15 protein-coding genes are annotated in these 16,553 nt (G+C 59.5%); 2 read left to right on the plus strand and 13 right to left on the minus strand.

Going from position 1 to position 16,553, the window contains the following annotated elements; translation table 11 throughout:
• Nucleotides 1-38: 38 nt before the first annotated feature.
• Entirely contained in the window at nucleotides 39-947 is a 909-nt protein-coding gene (gene cysM, locus HUW35_RS17855; RefSeq protein ID WP_181255781.1) for a cysteine synthase CysM, read from the minus strand.
• Nucleotides 948-1,130: 183 nt separating this feature from the next.
• Here cysM and HUW35_RS17860 point away from each other — a divergent pair, with 183 nt between their 5' ends.
• Nucleotides 1,131-4,052 carry a response regulator gene (locus HUW35_RS17860; RefSeq protein WP_255463371.1) on the plus strand — a complete coding sequence of 974 codons (2,922 nt, stop codon included), beginning with the start codon at nucleotides 1,131-1,133 and terminating at the stop codon, nucleotides 4,050-4,052.
• A 12-nt stretch (nucleotides 4,053-4,064) separates the two neighbouring features.
• Here HUW35_RS17860 and recO read toward each other — a convergent pair whose 3' ends face one another.
• The 7 genes from recO to HUW35_RS17895 form a co-directional block, all read right to left on the minus strand.
• On the minus strand, nucleotides 4,065-4,823 hold the full coding sequence (gene recO, locus HUW35_RS17865) for a DNA repair protein RecO (RefSeq protein WP_255463372.1): 759 nt from the start codon (nucleotides 4,821-4,823) through the stop codon (nucleotides 4,065-4,067).
• Between the two features lie 19 nt (nucleotides 4,824-4,842).
• Entirely contained in the window at nucleotides 4,843-5,754 is a 912-nt protein-coding gene (gene era / locus HUW35_RS17870) for a GTPase Era (protein ID WP_181253562.1), read from the minus strand.
• Between the two features lie 90 nt (nucleotides 5,755-5,844).
• Nucleotides 5,845-6,525 carry a ribonuclease III gene (gene rnc, locus HUW35_RS17875; RefSeq protein WP_181253563.1) on the minus strand — a complete coding sequence of 227 codons (681 nt, stop codon included), beginning with the start codon at nucleotides 6,523-6,525 and terminating at the stop codon, nucleotides 5,845-5,847.
• Nucleotides 6,526-6,528: 3 nt separating this feature from the next.
• Nucleotides 6,529-6,975 carry a DUF4845 domain-containing protein gene (locus HUW35_RS17880; RefSeq protein ID WP_181253564.1) on the minus strand — a complete coding sequence of 149 codons (447 nt, stop codon included), beginning with the start codon at nucleotides 6,973-6,975 and terminating at the stop codon, nucleotides 6,529-6,531.
• Nucleotides 6,976-7,044: 69 nt separating this feature from the next.
• A complete protein-coding gene (gene lepB / locus HUW35_RS17885; RefSeq protein ID WP_181253565.1) occupies nucleotides 7,045-7,821 on the minus strand; it encodes a signal peptidase I in 777 nt (258 codons plus the stop codon).
• 80 nt (nucleotides 7,822-7,901) lie between these two features.
• Nucleotides 7,902-9,707 carry a translation elongation factor 4 gene (lepA, locus tag HUW35_RS17890; RefSeq protein WP_181253566.1) on the minus strand — a complete coding sequence of 602 codons (1,806 nt, stop codon included), beginning with the start codon at nucleotides 9,705-9,707 and terminating at the stop codon, nucleotides 7,902-7,904.
• 178 nt (nucleotides 9,708-9,885) lie between these two features.
• Nucleotides 9,886-11,286: a DegQ family serine endoprotease gene (locus tag HUW35_RS17895; protein WP_181253567.1), complete on the minus strand. Its 1,401-nt coding sequence runs from the start codon at nucleotides 11,284-11,286 to the stop codon at nucleotides 9,886-9,888.
• 210 nt (nucleotides 11,287-11,496) lie between these two features.
• On the opposite strand from HUW35_RS17895, the gene mpaA reads away from it, so the two are divergent.
• Entirely contained in the window at nucleotides 11,497-12,231 is a 735-nt protein-coding gene (gene mpaA, locus HUW35_RS17900) for a murein tripeptide amidase MpaA (protein WP_181253568.1), read from the plus strand.
• A gap of 24 nt (nucleotides 12,232-12,255) precedes the next feature.
• On the opposite strand, the gene ycjG is transcribed toward mpaA, so the two are convergent.
• The 5 genes from ycjG to rpoE form a co-directional block, all read right to left on the minus strand.
• A complete protein-coding gene (ycjG, locus tag HUW35_RS17905) occupies nucleotides 12,256-13,203 on the minus strand; it encodes an L-Ala-D/L-Glu epimerase (protein ID WP_255463373.1) in 948 nt (315 codons plus the stop codon).
• A gap of 169 nt (nucleotides 13,204-13,372) precedes the next feature.
• Complete coding sequence (locus tag HUW35_RS17910; RefSeq protein ID WP_181253570.1) at nucleotides 13,373-13,858, minus strand: SoxR reducing system RseC family protein; 486 nt, start codon at nucleotides 13,856-13,858, stop codon at nucleotides 13,373-13,375.
• A 37-nt stretch (nucleotides 13,859-13,895) separates the two neighbouring features.
• A complete protein-coding gene (locus tag HUW35_RS17915; protein ID WP_181253571.1) occupies nucleotides 13,896-14,945 on the minus strand; it encodes a MucB/RseB C-terminal domain-containing protein in 1,050 nt (349 codons plus the stop codon).
• Nucleotides 14,946-15,031: 86 nt separating this feature from the next.
• A complete protein-coding gene (locus HUW35_RS17920; protein ID WP_181253572.1) occupies nucleotides 15,032-15,721 on the minus strand; it encodes a sigma-E factor negative regulatory protein in 690 nt (229 codons plus the stop codon).
• 212 nt (nucleotides 15,722-15,933) lie between these two features.
• Nucleotides 15,934-16,548 carry an RNA polymerase sigma factor RpoE gene (rpoE, locus tag HUW35_RS17925; RefSeq protein ID WP_181253573.1) on the minus strand — a complete coding sequence of 205 codons (615 nt, stop codon included), beginning with the start codon at nucleotides 16,546-16,548 and terminating at the stop codon, nucleotides 15,934-15,936.
• Between the last annotated feature and the right edge of the window lie 5 nt (nucleotides 16,549-16,553).

Here is a 16,553-nt window from a genome sequence, read left to right on the forward strand (position 1 = left end):
CTCGCGGTCAGAATGATCGGAAAAATATGTTTTTGCGTTTAAGCCGGGGCGCCAGCATTAAACAGACCGGAAGAAAGATACCGGTCACCGCGATCGCAGATGATCGCCACGATCGTGGCATTTTCTACTTCCCGGGCAATTTTCAGGGCACCGGCAACAGCACCGCCAGACGACACCCCACAGAAGATACCCTCTTCCCGGGCCAGGCGACGGGTCATCTCCTCCGCCTCCTGCTGACTGATATCCATGATCCGGTCGACTTCGTCCGGCACAAATATTTCCGGTAAATAAGCCTGAGGCCAGCGTCGAATGCCCGGAATGGCAGAGCCCTCTGTGGGCTGCAGACCGACAATCTGCACCTCCGGGTTTTGCTGTTTCAGGTAGCGCCCGCACCCCATGATGGTTCCGGTGGTCCCCATGGAAGACACAAAATGCGTGATGCGTCCTCCGGTCTGACGCCAGATCTCCGGCCCGGTTGTTTCGATATGGGCGGTGGGATTATCCAGGTTAGAGAACTGATCCAGTACCAGCCCCTTCCCTTCCGCCTGCATTTGTAATGCCAGATCTCGTGCACCTTCCATGCCCTGTTCGGCGCTCACCAGAATGAGTTCGGCTCCGTAGGCCGTCATTGCCGCCTTGCGCTCTTCGGTAGCGCTTTCGGGCATGATCAGGATCAGGCGGTACCCCTTGATCGCCGCCGCCATGGCCAGCGCGATTCCGGTATTGCCACTGGTGGCTTCGATCAGCGTGTCGCCCGGTTGAATCTGACCTCGGGCCTCCGCGCGGCTGATCATCGACAGTGCCGGACGGTCCTTTACGGATCCCGCGGGGTTATTACCCTCCAGCTTGAGCAGGATGGTATTGGAAGTCTCTCCCTGGAGGCGTTGCAGCCGTACCAGGGGGGTGTTGCCAACGCAATCGGCAATGGTCGGGTATTCCATAGTCAACATCTGATCCATCGGACTATTCAAGGGGATTGGCGGCGCACATTCTACCCCCGAGGCGGCGCGGCTGCGACTTCGCATCGCAGACAGGCAGTAGATTCCGCGCAAAAACCGACTATTTTGGGGTGGCTTCTGTGGCCAGCAGGCGTAGAATCGGACAAAAATAACACAACTAACGCAGAAAACATGGCCCACGCCCCCGCTAACCATTCCCGCCCCGCGCCACAGCCGTCGCAGGAGCGGATCCACAAACGACGTACCGGCAACCGCCGGCTGTCGTTGCGGGCAATTATGTTCCGCTACACCATGGCGCCAGCCCTGATCATTTCAGTTCTGCTGAGCCTGCTGTTTACCCTGCAACAGATGAGCGACCGACGTGACCTGCTGCTGAGTCACGGTCGTGCCAGCGCGGAGCAGCTGGTGGAACTCATTCATCTCAGCGACGGGCATTCGTTCGAAGACCGCATCAAGTGGCTGGATAAAAGCCTGCTGGCACTGATGCTGGAGCGGGATATGATCCGCTCGGTGCAGCTGTACCGGGCCGACCGCAACGACGCCGGCGAGGAAGAATTCACCCTGATATCCAGTGTCGGTCCCCGTCCGCGTACCGCCTTTAAAGCGGAGGAACTGCGGGGCAAGCAGGCACATATTTACGAAGACCTGAAAAGCCTGCAGGTGCTCCATCCGCTGCGCGGGGAAGATACCAACTGCTGGCTGACCATTGAGCTCCACCGCCCCTACTTCCTGGTGGGCACCTACCAGGTGGCACTGGTCGGCCTGCTCGGACTGATCGTGTGCGCGCTGATCGCACTGGTGTGGGCCGTGGTGCTTTCCGAACGCGCATCCCGCAGCCTGGAGCACTTCAAAGACTCCCTGCGCGCAATCGGCCAGGGGAAATTCACCGCGCGCGCGGCCAATTCCCGCAATCTGGAAATGTCCCAGCTGGGAGAGGAAATCAACCTGATGGCAGACAACCTGGCGGAGTTCCTCCGGGACTACCAGGACGGTCTGCACCAGTCCATGGAGGATCTGCGCCAGTCGCTGGATTCCATGGAAGAACAGAACATTGAACTGGAGCTCGCGCGCAAAAAAGCGGTGGAAAACAGCCGGGTAAAATCCACCTTCCTCGCCAATACCAGCCACGAGATCCGCACACCACTGAACGGAATCATCGGTTTTACCAACCTGTTGCTGAAAACCGAAGTAGACCAGCTGCAACAGGACTACTTGCAAACCATCCTGCGCTCGGCGGAAAGCCTGCTTACCACCATCAACGATATTCTCGACTTCTCGCGCATCGAGTCCGGCAATCTCGTGCTGGATCACAGCCCCATGAACCTCGGTCAGGTTCTGGAAGAAACCCTGCAGATCCTCGCGCCCTATGGCTACGAGCACAATCTGGAGCTGGTGCCCTTTGTCGATCCACAATTACCACCATCGCAAATCGGTGATCCGCTGCGAATCAAGCAGATCCTGACCAACCTGGTCAGCACTGCCATTCGCTGCTCGGAGAACGGCAGTATTCCGGTCCGCATTGCCGTACAGAGCGGTAAGGAATCCGAGTTGATGATGAGCATCAACATCGTCGACAACGGTGCGCGCTGTGACGAACAGGGGCGCCGCGAACTCAAGCAGCTACTCGGCAATAATCCGCCGCAGCAGATGACCAACAACGGTATGGGCCTGAGTATCGCCCGCAGCCTGGTCCACTCTATGGGTGGAGAACTGGCCATCGAAGACAACGACCAGGGAGGCTGCTCCTACTGGGTGCAACTGCCCCTGACGATTGACCGCAACCGCTCGGCGGTCACCCGCGAACAGTTCCCCGGATGCCGCCTGTTGCTGGTAGACCCCAACCCCATGACCCGCCAGCAGATTTATCAGCAATTGACGTACTGGCAGGCGGAGCCTCTGGAGCACAGCGACAGCAGTAATCTGGTACCCACCGTTGAACAGATGTGGCGACACGACGCTCTACCCGATGCCCTGATTATCGATACCGCGGTAGCGGAAGACGATTTCGAGGCATTTATTGGCACCGTGAAGCAGCTCGTGGACACCTATCAGTGCCGCGTGGTGATCCAGGGTTCACCGGTAGATTTGCGCCGCTGCTACGACGCGCTGCGCTCGCGGGTACTGGCCTTCCTGGGCAAGCCGGTGAGCCGCGAAGGGCTATTGCGCGCACTCAAGCGTGCAGTCCCCAATCAGGCCCAGTCCCGCCCCCAGAACGACAGCTTCCCGGTTCTTCCCTGGCCAGCCAAGCCTCGAGTATTGGCAGTGGATGATTACGAAGCAAATCGCCTGCTGATGAGCGAATTTCTCAGTGCCCAGCATGTCGAGGTAACCGTGGCAGCGAGCGGCGAGGAAGCTCTGCAACTTTGGCGGGAACAGCATTTCGATATGATTTTCATGGATATCCAGATGCCCGGTATGGATGGCATCGCCACTACGACGAAAATCAGAGAGGAAGAATCCGGGCGACGCACCCCGATCATTGCCCTGACCGCACACGTCGGTACTGAGGAGAAATCCCGCCTGCTCAGTGCCGGACTCGACGATTACCTCAGCAAACCCGTCAGCGAAGCCCAGCTCACACACACCGTGAAACGCTGGATGGAAGTTTACGCCCCACCGGCTTCAGCGGAGTCTCAGTCCCCGCTTAAAGGACCCCGACTGGTAGATATTAGTGAAGGGCTGAATCTTGCCAACCAGGATTCCGGCCTGGCCCGCGACCTGCTGGGTATGCTGCTGAAGGGGCTCCATGACGACGAGCAGGAACTGTCCCGCTTGCACCGGGAAAAAGACCACAAAGGCCTTTTCGAACGGGTACATCGCCTGCACGGCGGATGCTGTTATTGCGGCGTGCCGCGCCTGCGAGCAGCAACGGAACAGTTACAGGAGCTGTTGCGCCCGGTGCACGACCAGAGTTCGCCGAAAATCGACGAAAAAACTTACCAGAGAGCTTACGAGCAGGTCAGAGAGGAGATTCGCAGCCTGCGTGACTGGGCAGCGGACCAGGATCTGGAGGCCCTGTTTGGGCTGGAGGGTGACTCGGTGGGAGATACAGAGGAGCCCGGCAAGACAACAGCGGAAGCTGCTGCAAAATAAAAGTGGCAGCCTTTAGCTTTCGCTATAAACCTGGCGAAACAGCTCTCGGCTGCTGAGTGGGCGGCTGCCGAGCAGCGGATGTAACAGGAGGCGAGTAAGTCGCTTCGCCGCGGAGAGTGTTTCGCTATCCGGGACAGAGCAGGTTTCCGAATCCGTCAGTTGCGCCATTCGCAGCAACCGTTCACCCAGAAATTCTCCCGTGCGCAGTGGGCGCCCGTGAGGGACAACCATCGGCATAAACCCCTCTTCCAGGGTCAATCTGTACACGGCGTCGGCGCGTATCGGCGCATGCTCCGTTGGGCTGTAGTCCAACTCCGGACAACTGCCCAGGGCCTGCAACAGGCTCAACTCAAAGCAGCGCAGCGGCATTTCAAGCTCCGCACTGTGCTCACCAGACACCGCCGCCAACGCATCCAGCAATCGCTGATAGGCCGCGAATACGGATACCAGACTCTCCCCCTCAGGCAGCAAGCGCACCAGCAACTCATTGGCGTACAAACCGGCGTACACGGCCCTCCCCTTTAGCCACAGGGACTGCCCGGCGCTTTCCAAGGGCCCGAGAGTTTTCAGGTTGTGACGCCCGAGGAGGGTCACCAGTAGAGGGGAGAAAGGCTGCAGGGCCCGCTGTCGCCGCTGTTTGTCACGGCGCGCCCCGCGGGCAATACAGGAGATGCGCCCGTAATCCGGGGTCAGCAACTCAAGGATGAGGCTGGAGTCCCGGAAGGGACGCGAGTGCAGAATATAAGCCGGTTGCGGGGGCAGCTGCTGCACGATGATTCAGGGGCTCGGCTCAGCGCTTGTCCACGTAGCCAAGGCTGCGCAGCGCACGCTCGTCATCGGACCAGCCGGATTTCACTTTCACCCACAGGTTCAGCATGACCTTGCTGTCAAACAGGCGCTCCATATCCAGCCGCGCCTGCTGGCCGATCTGCTTGATCCGCTCGCCCTTGGTGCCAATCAGGATGCGCTTCTGCCCGTCGCGCTCGACCAGGATCGCCGCGCTGATATGCAGGATCTTCCCCTCCTGCTCGAACTCTTCCACCTCTACGGTCACCGAATAGGGAATTTCCGCACCCAGCTGACGCATGACCTTCTCGCGAATGATTTCCGCGGCCAGGAAGCGAGAACTGCGGTCGGTGATCTGGTCTTCCTCGAAGAAGTGCACACCTTCAGGGAGGCGTTCGATAATCACGTCTTCCAGCGCCTGCAGGTTGGACGCCCGCAACGCGGAAAGCGGTACAACCTCCGCATCCGGGAAGCGCTCGGACAGGGCCTGCAACTGCGGCAACAGTTCCGCCTTGTCCTCAAGCTGGTCCACCTTGTTGACGGCAATGATCAGCGGGCACTTGAGGCCGCGCAGCTTCTGCGCCACCAGTTCGTCACCTTCTGTCCAGCGCGCCCGCTCTACCACGAACACCACCACATCCACATCCCTGGTGGAGCTGATGGCCGCGCGGTTCATGTAGCGGTTGATCGCCTTTTCTTCACCCGCGTGCAGGCCGGGAGTATCCACGAAGATAATCTGGTTACTGCCCTCGGTCTTGATACCGAGCATGTTGTGGCGGGTCGTCTGAGGTTTGCGCGAGGTGATGCAGATTTTCTGCCCCAGCACATGATTTAGCAGCGTGGATTTTCCCACGTTAGGCCTGCCGACAATGGCCACGTATCCACAGCGGGAAGGTGGGTTGTTTGATTCACTCAAGGAAAGTCTCCGGGCCCCTGGGGCCGTCCCACTGCAAGCCGTTAAACGGGCCTGAAACGTGGGCAATTGATAATGATGCCGATTATAGAGTCAGCCCTGCCCGGTCAGTCGAGCGTAGGCTTCGCTGGCGGCGGCCTTCTCTGCCGCGCGCCGGTTGCCGGCGGTACCGCGCACCGGCTTGTCCAGCCCGTGCACACTGCACTCCACCACAAACTGCTGGGAGTGCTCCTCACCACCGATCTCCACCACCTTGTAGGCCGGCAGCGGCTTCTGGCGTGCCTGCAGCCACTCCTGCAAGCGGGTTTTGGGGTCTTTGGCGGTTTCCAGTGACAGCTTGTCGAGACGAGGCCCGAACCACGCCAGCACCCGCTCACGCGCCGCTTCCAGGCCCGCATCCAGGTATATCGCGCCGATGATTGCCTCCACCGCATCGGCGAGGATGGAAGCGCGGCGGTGCCCGCCACTTTTCATCTCACCCTCACCCAGGCGCAGGCACTCACCGAGCTCTAGCTCCCGCGCCAGCTTGGCCAGTGTTTCGCCACTGACCAGTTGCGCGCGCAGGCGACTCATCTGGCCTTCGCGACCTTCTGGAAATTTTTCAAACAGGGCGGCACTGATGGTAAACCCGAGAATCGAGTCCCCCAGGAATTCCAGCCGCTCATTGTTGCGGCTGCCGTGGGATCTGTGGGTGAGCGCCAGAGTGAGCAGATCCGCCCGGGTAAATTGATATCCCAGGCGGTTGCCAAGTCGTTGCAGATGGAGGTCTGTCACCGGTTAGTAATCGTCTCTCTTGCGAAACTGCTCAAGGTCCACCAGTGGCTCGCAACAGAGCTCGGGCTTGGCAGTATTCAGTTGTTTATCGAACTTCATCACCACGTCCAGATTGTGGAACAGCGGCTGACGCAGCTCGTAATTGATGCTTACCAGGGTGCTGTCAGCACCGCGGATAATTTTTACCGACTGGGTCGGTTCACCGCGCACATTGTTGATGGTGAAGTACCGGTCGAGCTCCCGCTTGATCTCGGTGTTGCTCATCTCCCGAACACCACTGTTCTGGGACAGACTGTGCAACCCCTCCTCCACAAAGTGCGCATCGATGTAGGCCGGTCCCAACTTGGACACAATCGTCAGGCCGAACCCGAACACCGCAATCACAAACAGCCAGCCCCAGTAACTCATGCCCCGTTGTGCGGCCAGCGGTGAATGTTGTTGTAATGTCATTGCGTAGTACCGTTTTATCGTTATTTAAAGCCGGTCCATGGTTTAAGTATTTGTGGTATTTATCGAGTCCTACTCGATGCCACCTACCCGGTCAAAGCTGGGCAGGCTCATTAGTTTGTCCCAATGCATCCAGATTGCAAAGGCCTTGCCGACAATGTCCTTCTCGGGCACGAACCCCCACTTGCGGCTGTCCAGGCTGTTGTCCCGGTTGTCACCCATCATGAAATAGTGGCCTTCGGGTACTACCAGCGTGCGGATATTGCCGTAAATGCTCGGATTGACCTGTTTGGCCATCAGGTGACGACGGCCATCAATGTCCTCCCACAGGAACTCTTTTTGCGGGTTACCCGGGGGCAACGCCTGGATCAGCTCCTGAGGTGCGGGCTTGCCATTGATGAACAGCTGGTTGTTGACCACCTTGATCTCATCCCCCGGCAGACCGATAACACGCTTGATGTAGTAGGTCTCGTTGGCATGGGGTGGGAAGAACACCATTACATCCCCACGCTTGGGTTCGCCGATATCCACCACCTTGGTGCGGGAAACCGGCAGGCGCAGGCCGTAGGCGTACTTGTTAACCAGGATGAAATCACCCACCTGCAAGGTGGGGTCCATGGAAGCGGACGGGATCTGAAAGGGCTCGACCAGAAAGGAGCGCAGCACAAATACAATCGCCAGCACCGGGAAGAAGGACTTGGCGTACTCCACCACCACAGGCTCCTGAGCCTGCTGGCCCTTCGCGGTCAACGCTTTGCGCCCGCGCGCCAGAAACAGCACATCAAACAGCCAGATTACCCCTGTCACCACCACCAGCAACAGCAAAATTAGGGGGAAATTGATATCCATTCAAAAGTCTCTTTCTGACTGGTTTTTATCGAATGCTTTCCGGGCCCCGGCACCTGTCGGGGCGTCTCGGCACTATGAAATCAGTTGTCTACCTTGAGCACGGCCAGGAATGCGTCCTGCGGCACTTCGACCCTACCCAGTTGCTTCATACGGCGCTTACCCGCTTTCTGCTTTTCCAGCAGCTTCTTCTTACGGGTGACGTCACCACCATAACATTTCGCAGTTACGTTCTTACGCAACGCTTTTACCGTGGTACGCGCAATCACCTGACCACCAATGGCGGCCTGGATGGCCACGTCAAACATCTGACGCGGAATCAGCTCTTTCATCTTTTCTGCGAGCGCGCGGCCACGCTGCTGCGCATTGTCCCGGTGCAGAATCACTGCCAGCGCATCCACGCGCTCACCGTTGATGAGGATATCAAGACGAACCAGTTTTGCCGGGTCAAAACGCACAAAGTTGTAGTCCAGGGAGGCGAAACCACGGCTTACCGACTTGAGCCGGTCGAAGAAGTCCATAACCACTTCGCTCATCGGCAGCTCATAGCGGAGGGAAACCTGCCCACCCACATACTGCATGTCTTTCTGGATACCGCGCTTTTCCACACACAGGGTGATCACATTACCCAGGTACTCCTGGGGCACGAGGATATTTGCTTCGACGATCGGCTCGCGCATTTCCTCGATCATGCCCAGGTCCGGCATGCGCGAGGGGTTGTCCATATTGACCAGGTCACCGTTGGTCAGCTGCACCTCGTAAACCACCGTGGGGGCTGTAGTGATCAGATCCAGATCGTACTCGCGCTCGAGGCGCTCCTGAATGATCTCCATGTGCAGCATGCCGAGGAAGCCACAACGGAAGCCAAAGCCCAGGGCATCGGAGGTTTCCGGCTCATAAAACAGCGAGGCGTCGTTCAGTGAGAGTTTGTCCAGAGCATCGCGGAACGCCTCGTAATCGTCAGAGCTCACCGGGAACAGGCCCGCGTAGACCTGCGGCTTCACTTTCTGGAAGCCCGGCAGCATCTGCACTTCTTCCGCACCCTTCGCGTGGGTCAGGGTGTCGCCTACCGGGGCACCGTGGATATCCTTGATACCCGCCACCACAAAGCCCACTTCACCGGCGCGCAGCACACCGGTCTCTTTGCGCTTGGGGGTAAATACCCCCACGCTGTCCACGACATGGGGACGGCCGAGAGACTTGGTAACTATCTTGTCTTTGGTTTTGAGCGTGCCCTGCACCACACGCACCAGCGACACCACCCCGAGGTAGCTGTCGAACCAGGAGTCGATGATCAGTGCCTGCAGCGGCGCGTCCACATCCCCTTCCGGTGGTGGCACCAGGCGCACCAGATCCTCCAGCACGTCCTCTACACCAATGCCGGATTTGGCACTGCAGCGGGTCGCGTCGGTGGCATCGATACCGATGATGTCTTCGATTTCCTCTGCCACCTTTTCCGGTTCCGCCTGCGGCAGGTCCATCTTGTTCAGTACCGGAATCACTTCCAGGCCCTGTTCGATGGCGGTGTAGCAATTGGCTACGGACTGCGCTTCAACACCCTGGGCCGCGTCCACCACCAGCAATGCGCCCTCACAGGCAGCCAGGGAGCGGGATACTTCGTAGGAGAAGTCCACGTGTCCGGGGGTGTCGATGAAATTCAACTGGTAGGTTTTACCGTCGCGAGCGGTGTAGTCCAGAGTCACACTCTGGGCCTTGATGGTAATGCCCCGCTCCCGCTCGATATCCATGCTATCGAGCACCTGTGCGGCCATCTCGCGGTCGGTCAGGCCGCCGCAGACCTGGATAAAACGGTCGGCGAGGGTGGATTTCCCGTGGTCGATGTGAGCGATGATGGAAAAGTTGCGGATATGGGAGAGATCAGTGGCCACTGCGAGGATAAAACCTTTTAAAAATCAGTGAGTTAATGAGCGGACCGGGCCGCGCTGTGGGCGCAAGTCTAACAGGTTGCAGGAAAAGTGCATCCGATCTGCGCGGAGCCCCGGTAATTCAAGGGCTACAGGCCATTGATGGGCCCCGTGTACTGCGGGGCCCGTCCGCTCACCGATCTCAATCCTCCTCGATCTGGATAGTGCGGAAAGTGGGCTGGCCGCCGCGGAAGAAGCGGATCGGGAGCAGCTCACCCTTGGGCAGTTTCTTGACGATTTTCTGATAGTCCGCCAGAGACTCTACCTGGTCAAAACCCAGCTGGGCGATGATATCGCCGCCGCGCAGGCCCGCGTTGGCGCCAGCCTTACCGGGCACCACCTGCTTGACCAGTACGCCACTTTCCACGCCGAGGCGCTGCTTGAGGCTCTCCGGAATCTCATCCACCACCAGCCCCAGACGGCCGCCCACATCGGAGTTGGCCGGCGCACTGGACGCCTGCTGGCCATCGTCATCGCCGGGCAGCGCACCCACGCGCACCTTCAGTTTGCGCTGATCGCCTTCGCGCATCAGGACCACAGGCACTTCGGAACCGGGGCGGATCTGCCCCACTACATGCGGCAGGTCGCCGGACATGTTGATTTTCTCTCCATCGAAGTGGGTAATGATGTCACCGACCTTGATGCCAGCCTGGTCCGCCGGAGATCCAGCCTCGAGCTGGCCCACCAGCGCACCGGACGGCTTACCCAGCCCCATGGCGGTGGCCAGTTTGCGGTCCACGTCCTGGATACCTACACCCAGCCAACCGCGATCCACACGCCCTTTCTCTTTCAGCTGCGCGACTACGTCCTGGGCCAGGCTCGCAGGAATCGCAAACGACAAGCCGATAGAGCCGCCACTGCGGGTATAAATCTGGGAGTTGATGCCTACCACTTCGCCATCCAGGTTGAACAGTGGACCGCCGGAGTTACCCGGGTTGATAGCCACGTCGGTCTGGATAAACGGCACATAGTTTTCGCGGCTCTCGTTGGGAATGCTGCGCCCCATGGCACTGATGATGCCCGCGCTGGCCGAGTAATCCAGGCCGAACGGCGAGCCGATCGCCACCACCCATTCGCCCACTTTGACCCGCTCGGAATCTCCCCAGCGCACCGTGGGCAGACCATCCGCATCCACCTTGAGCAGCGCCAGGTCGGAGCGCGGGTCGGTACCCACTACCTTGGCGTCGTACTCGCGGCGGTCTGTAAGGGTAACGCGCACCTCGTCGGCACCATCAACTACATGGTTATTGGTGACCACATAGCCATCTTTTGAGATGATGAATCCCGACCCCATACTGGCCACAGGCCGCTGCTGGCGCTGACGAGGCTCCAGCAGATGGCGGAAGATATCCGGAATCTGCTGTTCGTACTGCGGAGGAATCGCGTTGCGTGCAACGCGGCTGCGCTCCACGGTATTGATTTTTACGACTGCCGGGGAGTTCTGCTCGATAAGGTCCGTCAGTTCCGGCAGGCCGCGCGCGCTAGCGGCGGCCGAGACAAGAAAACAAAGTGCAAGCAAAAACTGCGAGTAGCGTGCAACCATCTGTATTACCCCTGATAAGCGCTTTTACTAATATTCAAAAAAGTGCATTCCGAAAGGTCACCTGCGCGGTTATCACTTGGTGTTATCCGTGACAGGTGTCTCTGCTGACCTATGCTACCGGGCAATGCCGGTCGGCCAGTACCACACTGTTAGTTAGGAATTTCGTGGAAAAGTTCTCACAACCGAGTGTAAAACAGTGTTAAGGATTTCATGACACAATCCCATCAGACGCCTGCCAGCGCCACATTGCGCCCCCGCACCCAGCGAGGTCTGTTCCGCACCCAACGACTCCAGTATGGGCAGTCGGCACTGGGCGCACCGCTGTTCTATTTCCCGGCGGACATCTGCGATGAAAACACCGGCATCGTGATGGCCGGCACTCACGGCGACGAGGTCGCTGCAGTGGTCACCCTGTCCTGCGCCCTGCGCTCGCTGGAGGCCGGACAACTACGTCACCATGTGATCCTCGCGGTCAATCCCGACGGCTGCCAGCTGGGAACCCGCTCCAATGCCCGCGGCGTGGACCTCAACCGCAACTTTGCCACCATCAACTGGAAGCCCGATGGCACCGTATACCGCTGGAACAGCGCCGCGGACGAACGCGATGTGTATCTCTCTACGGGCACCCGCGCCGGCTCGGAGCCGGAAACCCAGGCCCTGTGCCGCCTGGTGACCGAACTCGAGCCTGCGTGGATGATCTCCATCCACGAACCCCTCGCCTGTGTCGAAGACCCCCTGCAGAGCCCCCTCGGGCAGTGGCTGGCAGAGCGATTCGAGCTGCCGCTGGTCACCGAACTCGGCTACCAGACGCCCGGCTCCTTCGGCACCTGGTGCGCAGAGCATCAGTACCCGTGTATCACCCTGGAATATCCGCCCATCTCTGCAGACGTGGCCAGCGAGGAATATCTGGCAGTCATGACCGACTTACTGCGACTTGCGCCCTAGCCGGCAACGCACTATCTCAAGTGCTCACGTCCAGTAGACCCGACCGTCCGCAAAACGCAGTGGATCGACATCCTTGGCCAACCAGGTAGGGCCATCGAGATCCACAAAGCGCGCACTGCTGCCCAGAGGCCAGGCAGCCCGGATCGCCCGGGAGGTACACAGCATACAGCCGAGCATTATCTGGAACCCCTGTTGCGAAGCCGCCTGCTCCAGCAACAACGCCTCCCGGACCCCGCCAGTCTTGTCCAGCTTGATATTCACCATATCGTAGCGCCCCAGCAACCGCGGCAGGTCCGCGCGGGTGTGGCAACTTTCGTCCGCACAAATCGGCAGCGGGTGCGTAAATTGCGCCAGATACTGATCCTCCGCCGAGGGCAGTGGCTGCTCGAGCATCGCCACTCCCTGCTCCGCCAGGGATTCACACAGCGCCGGCAGGCCGTCTTCCGACCAGGATTCATTGGCATCGATCACCAGCTGACATTCCGGAGCGGCTGCGCGCACGGCCGCTACCCGTTCCAGCACCCGCTCGTGATTGAGCTTCAACTTGAGCACCGACACACCACTATCCGCTGCCGCCTGCGCCGCCTGCGCCATGGCGTCGGCATCCCCGACCACCAGTGTCTGCACTGTGGGCAGCCACGCAGGGCCGCCAAACCCGCGTCCGGATTTCTGTTGCTGCCAGTCCTCCAGCGCGCAGTCAACGGCATTGCGCGCGGCCCCTGCGGGCATCACTTCCTGTAACTGCTCGCGGGTCAGCCCGTCGCGCAGGGACGGCAGCACCGAAGACACTTCCGCCAGCACCGACTCGACGCTTTCTCCATAACGCGGATAGGGCGTGCACTCGCCAATACCGGTCACCCCTTCCGCCGAAAGCTCCACCACAACTACCTCAGCCTCGGTGCGCGCACCGCGGGAAATGACAAAAGCCGTCCTCAGGGGCCAACGCTCGGCATAGCAACGCCCTTCAAACATCCATACGCTCCTCATCGGCAGCACACCGCACAGGTCAGCCTTCAGTGTAGAAAGTTATCTGCACACAGCGGGGGTAATGGCGAAAAAGCCCACCGGGGGCACTTGCGGGTCGATAAAGAAATCGGGAGGGAAAAGATGAGGACGCGCTGGGAGCGCGGCAAATGAAGTGTCAGGGCAAGGGAGTAACAGGAATTACACAGGGCTTCCCCTGCTCCAGGCGCAAAAACTGCGGCGCCATCGCCGGATTGTTGCGCTGCAAATGGCTGTACAGGCGCACGCACACTGCACCCAGAAGGAAACCGCCGAGGGCACCGAGAATGGCCCAAAGCTCACCACCTGATACACCGCCCAGCGCTTGTCCTGCCAGCGCACCCAGAACCAGCGTCACAAGTGGCGCCAGATAAACAAGCAGTGCACCGCTCGCCAGGGTATTCTCGGCAATACCGATGACCGCGGTATCGTGGAGCTGGATGCGACGGAGGGTTTCAGGCGCCACCGAAACTCGTACCTGCGACGCCTTTGTCCAGAAATCGCCGAGGAGCCCCGTACCGCAACCAGACTTGGCGGCACAGCTGTGGCAACCGCTGCGTTGCACGGTTTCCACCCAGATACCGCTTTCGTCCAGGGCCACCACCCTGCCTCGCTCTTCAATCATTGCTCTGGTTCGCTGGTTAAATACGGGAGGCCGCAGATCAATTTCTGGTAGCCACGGCCTGGGCGACTAACTGAGCAGTATTGTCAGGAATCTCGCCCACCACGGTAATGGTATAGCGATCACCATTGACTTCAATATGATCCATATAGGCGACGGTAGCCCCGCGTACCGCGCGCCCTTTGTAATTCATTTCCGGCCCGAGCTTTTGTACGAACACGGTAAAGGCACTGAGACCATCGCTGTACACCAGCATTTCACCATCCGCGAGCTCACGTGCTGCAACCGCCTTGAAACCGGGCGGCAGCCAGCCCAGGTGCCAGCGGCTCACCAGGCTCCCGCAATGTCCGGAACCATCGTTCTCGCGCGCCGAATCGGACTGCGGCTGCAGATCACTGTCTTCAATGGGGGAGAGATCGAGTTCGACGAACTGGAAACGCTCCAGCACACGACCGGCGGGCGCCACCAGAATAGACTTGAGCGGCAACCCGGTTTCCTTGTCGACGCTGATCACCACACCAAAGCGATGCGGATCCCGCGGACGCGCCTGCAGCACGACCGCTTCACGATCCGCGATGCGCTCTTCACCGCGGATCAAAAACTGGTAATTGTTCTGAACATTCTGCAGACCGCTACTGCTCCAGAGCCCCGCGCGAGACAGCGGGCTGCCATCTCGCCGACACTGGGCGCCGTGCCCACGACTCACCAGCTCCCGCGGAGCCCCTGTGAGATAGCGAATCCGCTCCACCTCTTCACCGTTGCGCACACCGTGTACCACTTCCAGGGTTTCCATCACCCCCACATGCTCGAAGGTAACCAGCCCGCGGTACTCCAGACTTGTCACTGCAGTGGCGAGTTTGGCCAGGATTGCCTGGGTCTCCAGCTCCGTTGCCGGTGATACATAGACCGGCTCCTCCGCGCCTGGCGCGGATGACTCGGTCTGCGCGCTCTCACGCGAATTGGGGTTTTCCCCTCCCCGGTCAGTACTTTGGGCACTGGCCAGAGGTACGTGGAGAGACATCGCCAACAGCAAAAAAGCCAACAGCGAGCTGTTGGCTTTGGGGGCGGAATAACTGAAAACTTTCGCCATGTTCATTTCTTATACCGGGAGCTCAATAACTTGGGGGCGCACAATCAGGCGCCCCGACTTCTCTACTCCGACCTTACTCTACTGACCTACTCTGCCGGACGCTCACCGTAGGTGGCCCGCGCAAAGGGCACCATCCCCTGACTGCCCACCCGGGCGGCCTGCTCCGAGTGCTCAATCATAACCCGGTTAAGGTGACGCATCAGCTCTGGAGAAGGAATCACCTGAACCTGGGGTGACGGCCCCATACGCTGATCCGGGACCAGCTGCGGCGCGGTGCTTACTGCACGCGTATTGAGCGAGGGCATTGCAAATCCACTGGGCATCGGCACAGACTGCACCGGCTGCTGCGCGGGGCGCTCCACTTCGGCTACCAGCTCCCCATCAGGCTGCGGGGACTGTATCTGTTGCACTCCCAGCACTGCAGCAAATGCTACCGTAGCAGCAACTGCACCGCGAGACAGCGGCCGCCACCAGCGGCTGCGTGCCGCGCTGTTGCCGGCATCGTTGGCTGAAGCGGGCTGTGCCGACTCCGCCAGCGACGGCTCATCGGCAATTGCCGCGGAAATACTGGCTGCGAGACCGAGATCTACCGGCGCCACCTGTTCACCGCGGATGACATTGGCCGCCAGCTGATAGCGCGACCAGCGCTGCTGGAGATCGCCGCCAGAGGCTTCGCTCTCCTTTAGCAGGCGCTGAATCTCCAGCTCGGAGGCCTCGCCATCCATCAGGGAAGATAGCGACTCATTCAAACGCTGTTGATGATTCCCGTGGGACATACGGGTCAACCCTCTTTAAGTGCAATCCAGTGAGCGTGAAATTCACGCCCTGTGTGTTGGTTTCTGAGACCGGGCTCTGACAAAAAAGTTTTATCCAGCAGGCAAAATTTGTGTGAATTCGTCGAAAATTTTACCTGTCGTCCCGGTCATACCGTCTGGTTAGATCCAGAACCTCGAAACTGCGATCTCAATAAAACAAAACTGACTAAATATTAGCCGCGCCCATCCACCGGCTCAGGCTCGCCCGCCATGGCGGCCTGGACCGCCCGGTCAATAGCCTCTCGGGCGCGGAAGATACGGGAACGCACGGTGCCTACGGGGCATCCCATCACCTCGGCGATTTCCTCATAGCTCAACCCTTCCATCTCGCGCAGCGTCACTGCGGAGCGGAGATCTTCCGGCAGGTCCCGAATAGCCCGGTGCACGGTAGCCTCAAGCTGGTCGCGAAAAAGCTGGTTTTCTGGGGTCTCGTTATCCCGCAGGAGGTCGGCGCCGGAATAGAACTCGGCATCCTCCAGATCCACATCTGAAGATGGGGGGCGACGACTGCGGGAAACCAGATAATTCTTGGCGGTATTGATGGCGATACGGTACATCCAGGTATAAAAGGCACTTTCACCACGGAAGTTCCCCAATGCCCGGTAGGCCTTGATAAAGGCCTCCTGTACCACATCGTTTACTTCTGCATGATCATTGATGTACCGGCTGACCACGGCCATGATTTTGTGCTGATACTTCAGCACCAGCAGGTCGAAGGCGCGCTTGTCACCTTTTTGAACCCGCTCTACCAGCTGGCGGTCACTCGGTGACGCCTGTTGCCCTGTCATCCCCT

This window comes from Microbulbifer sp. YPW1, from assembly GCF_013367775.1.
Classification (GTDB): Bacteria; Pseudomonadota; Gammaproteobacteria; order Pseudomonadales; family Cellvibrionaceae; genus Microbulbifer.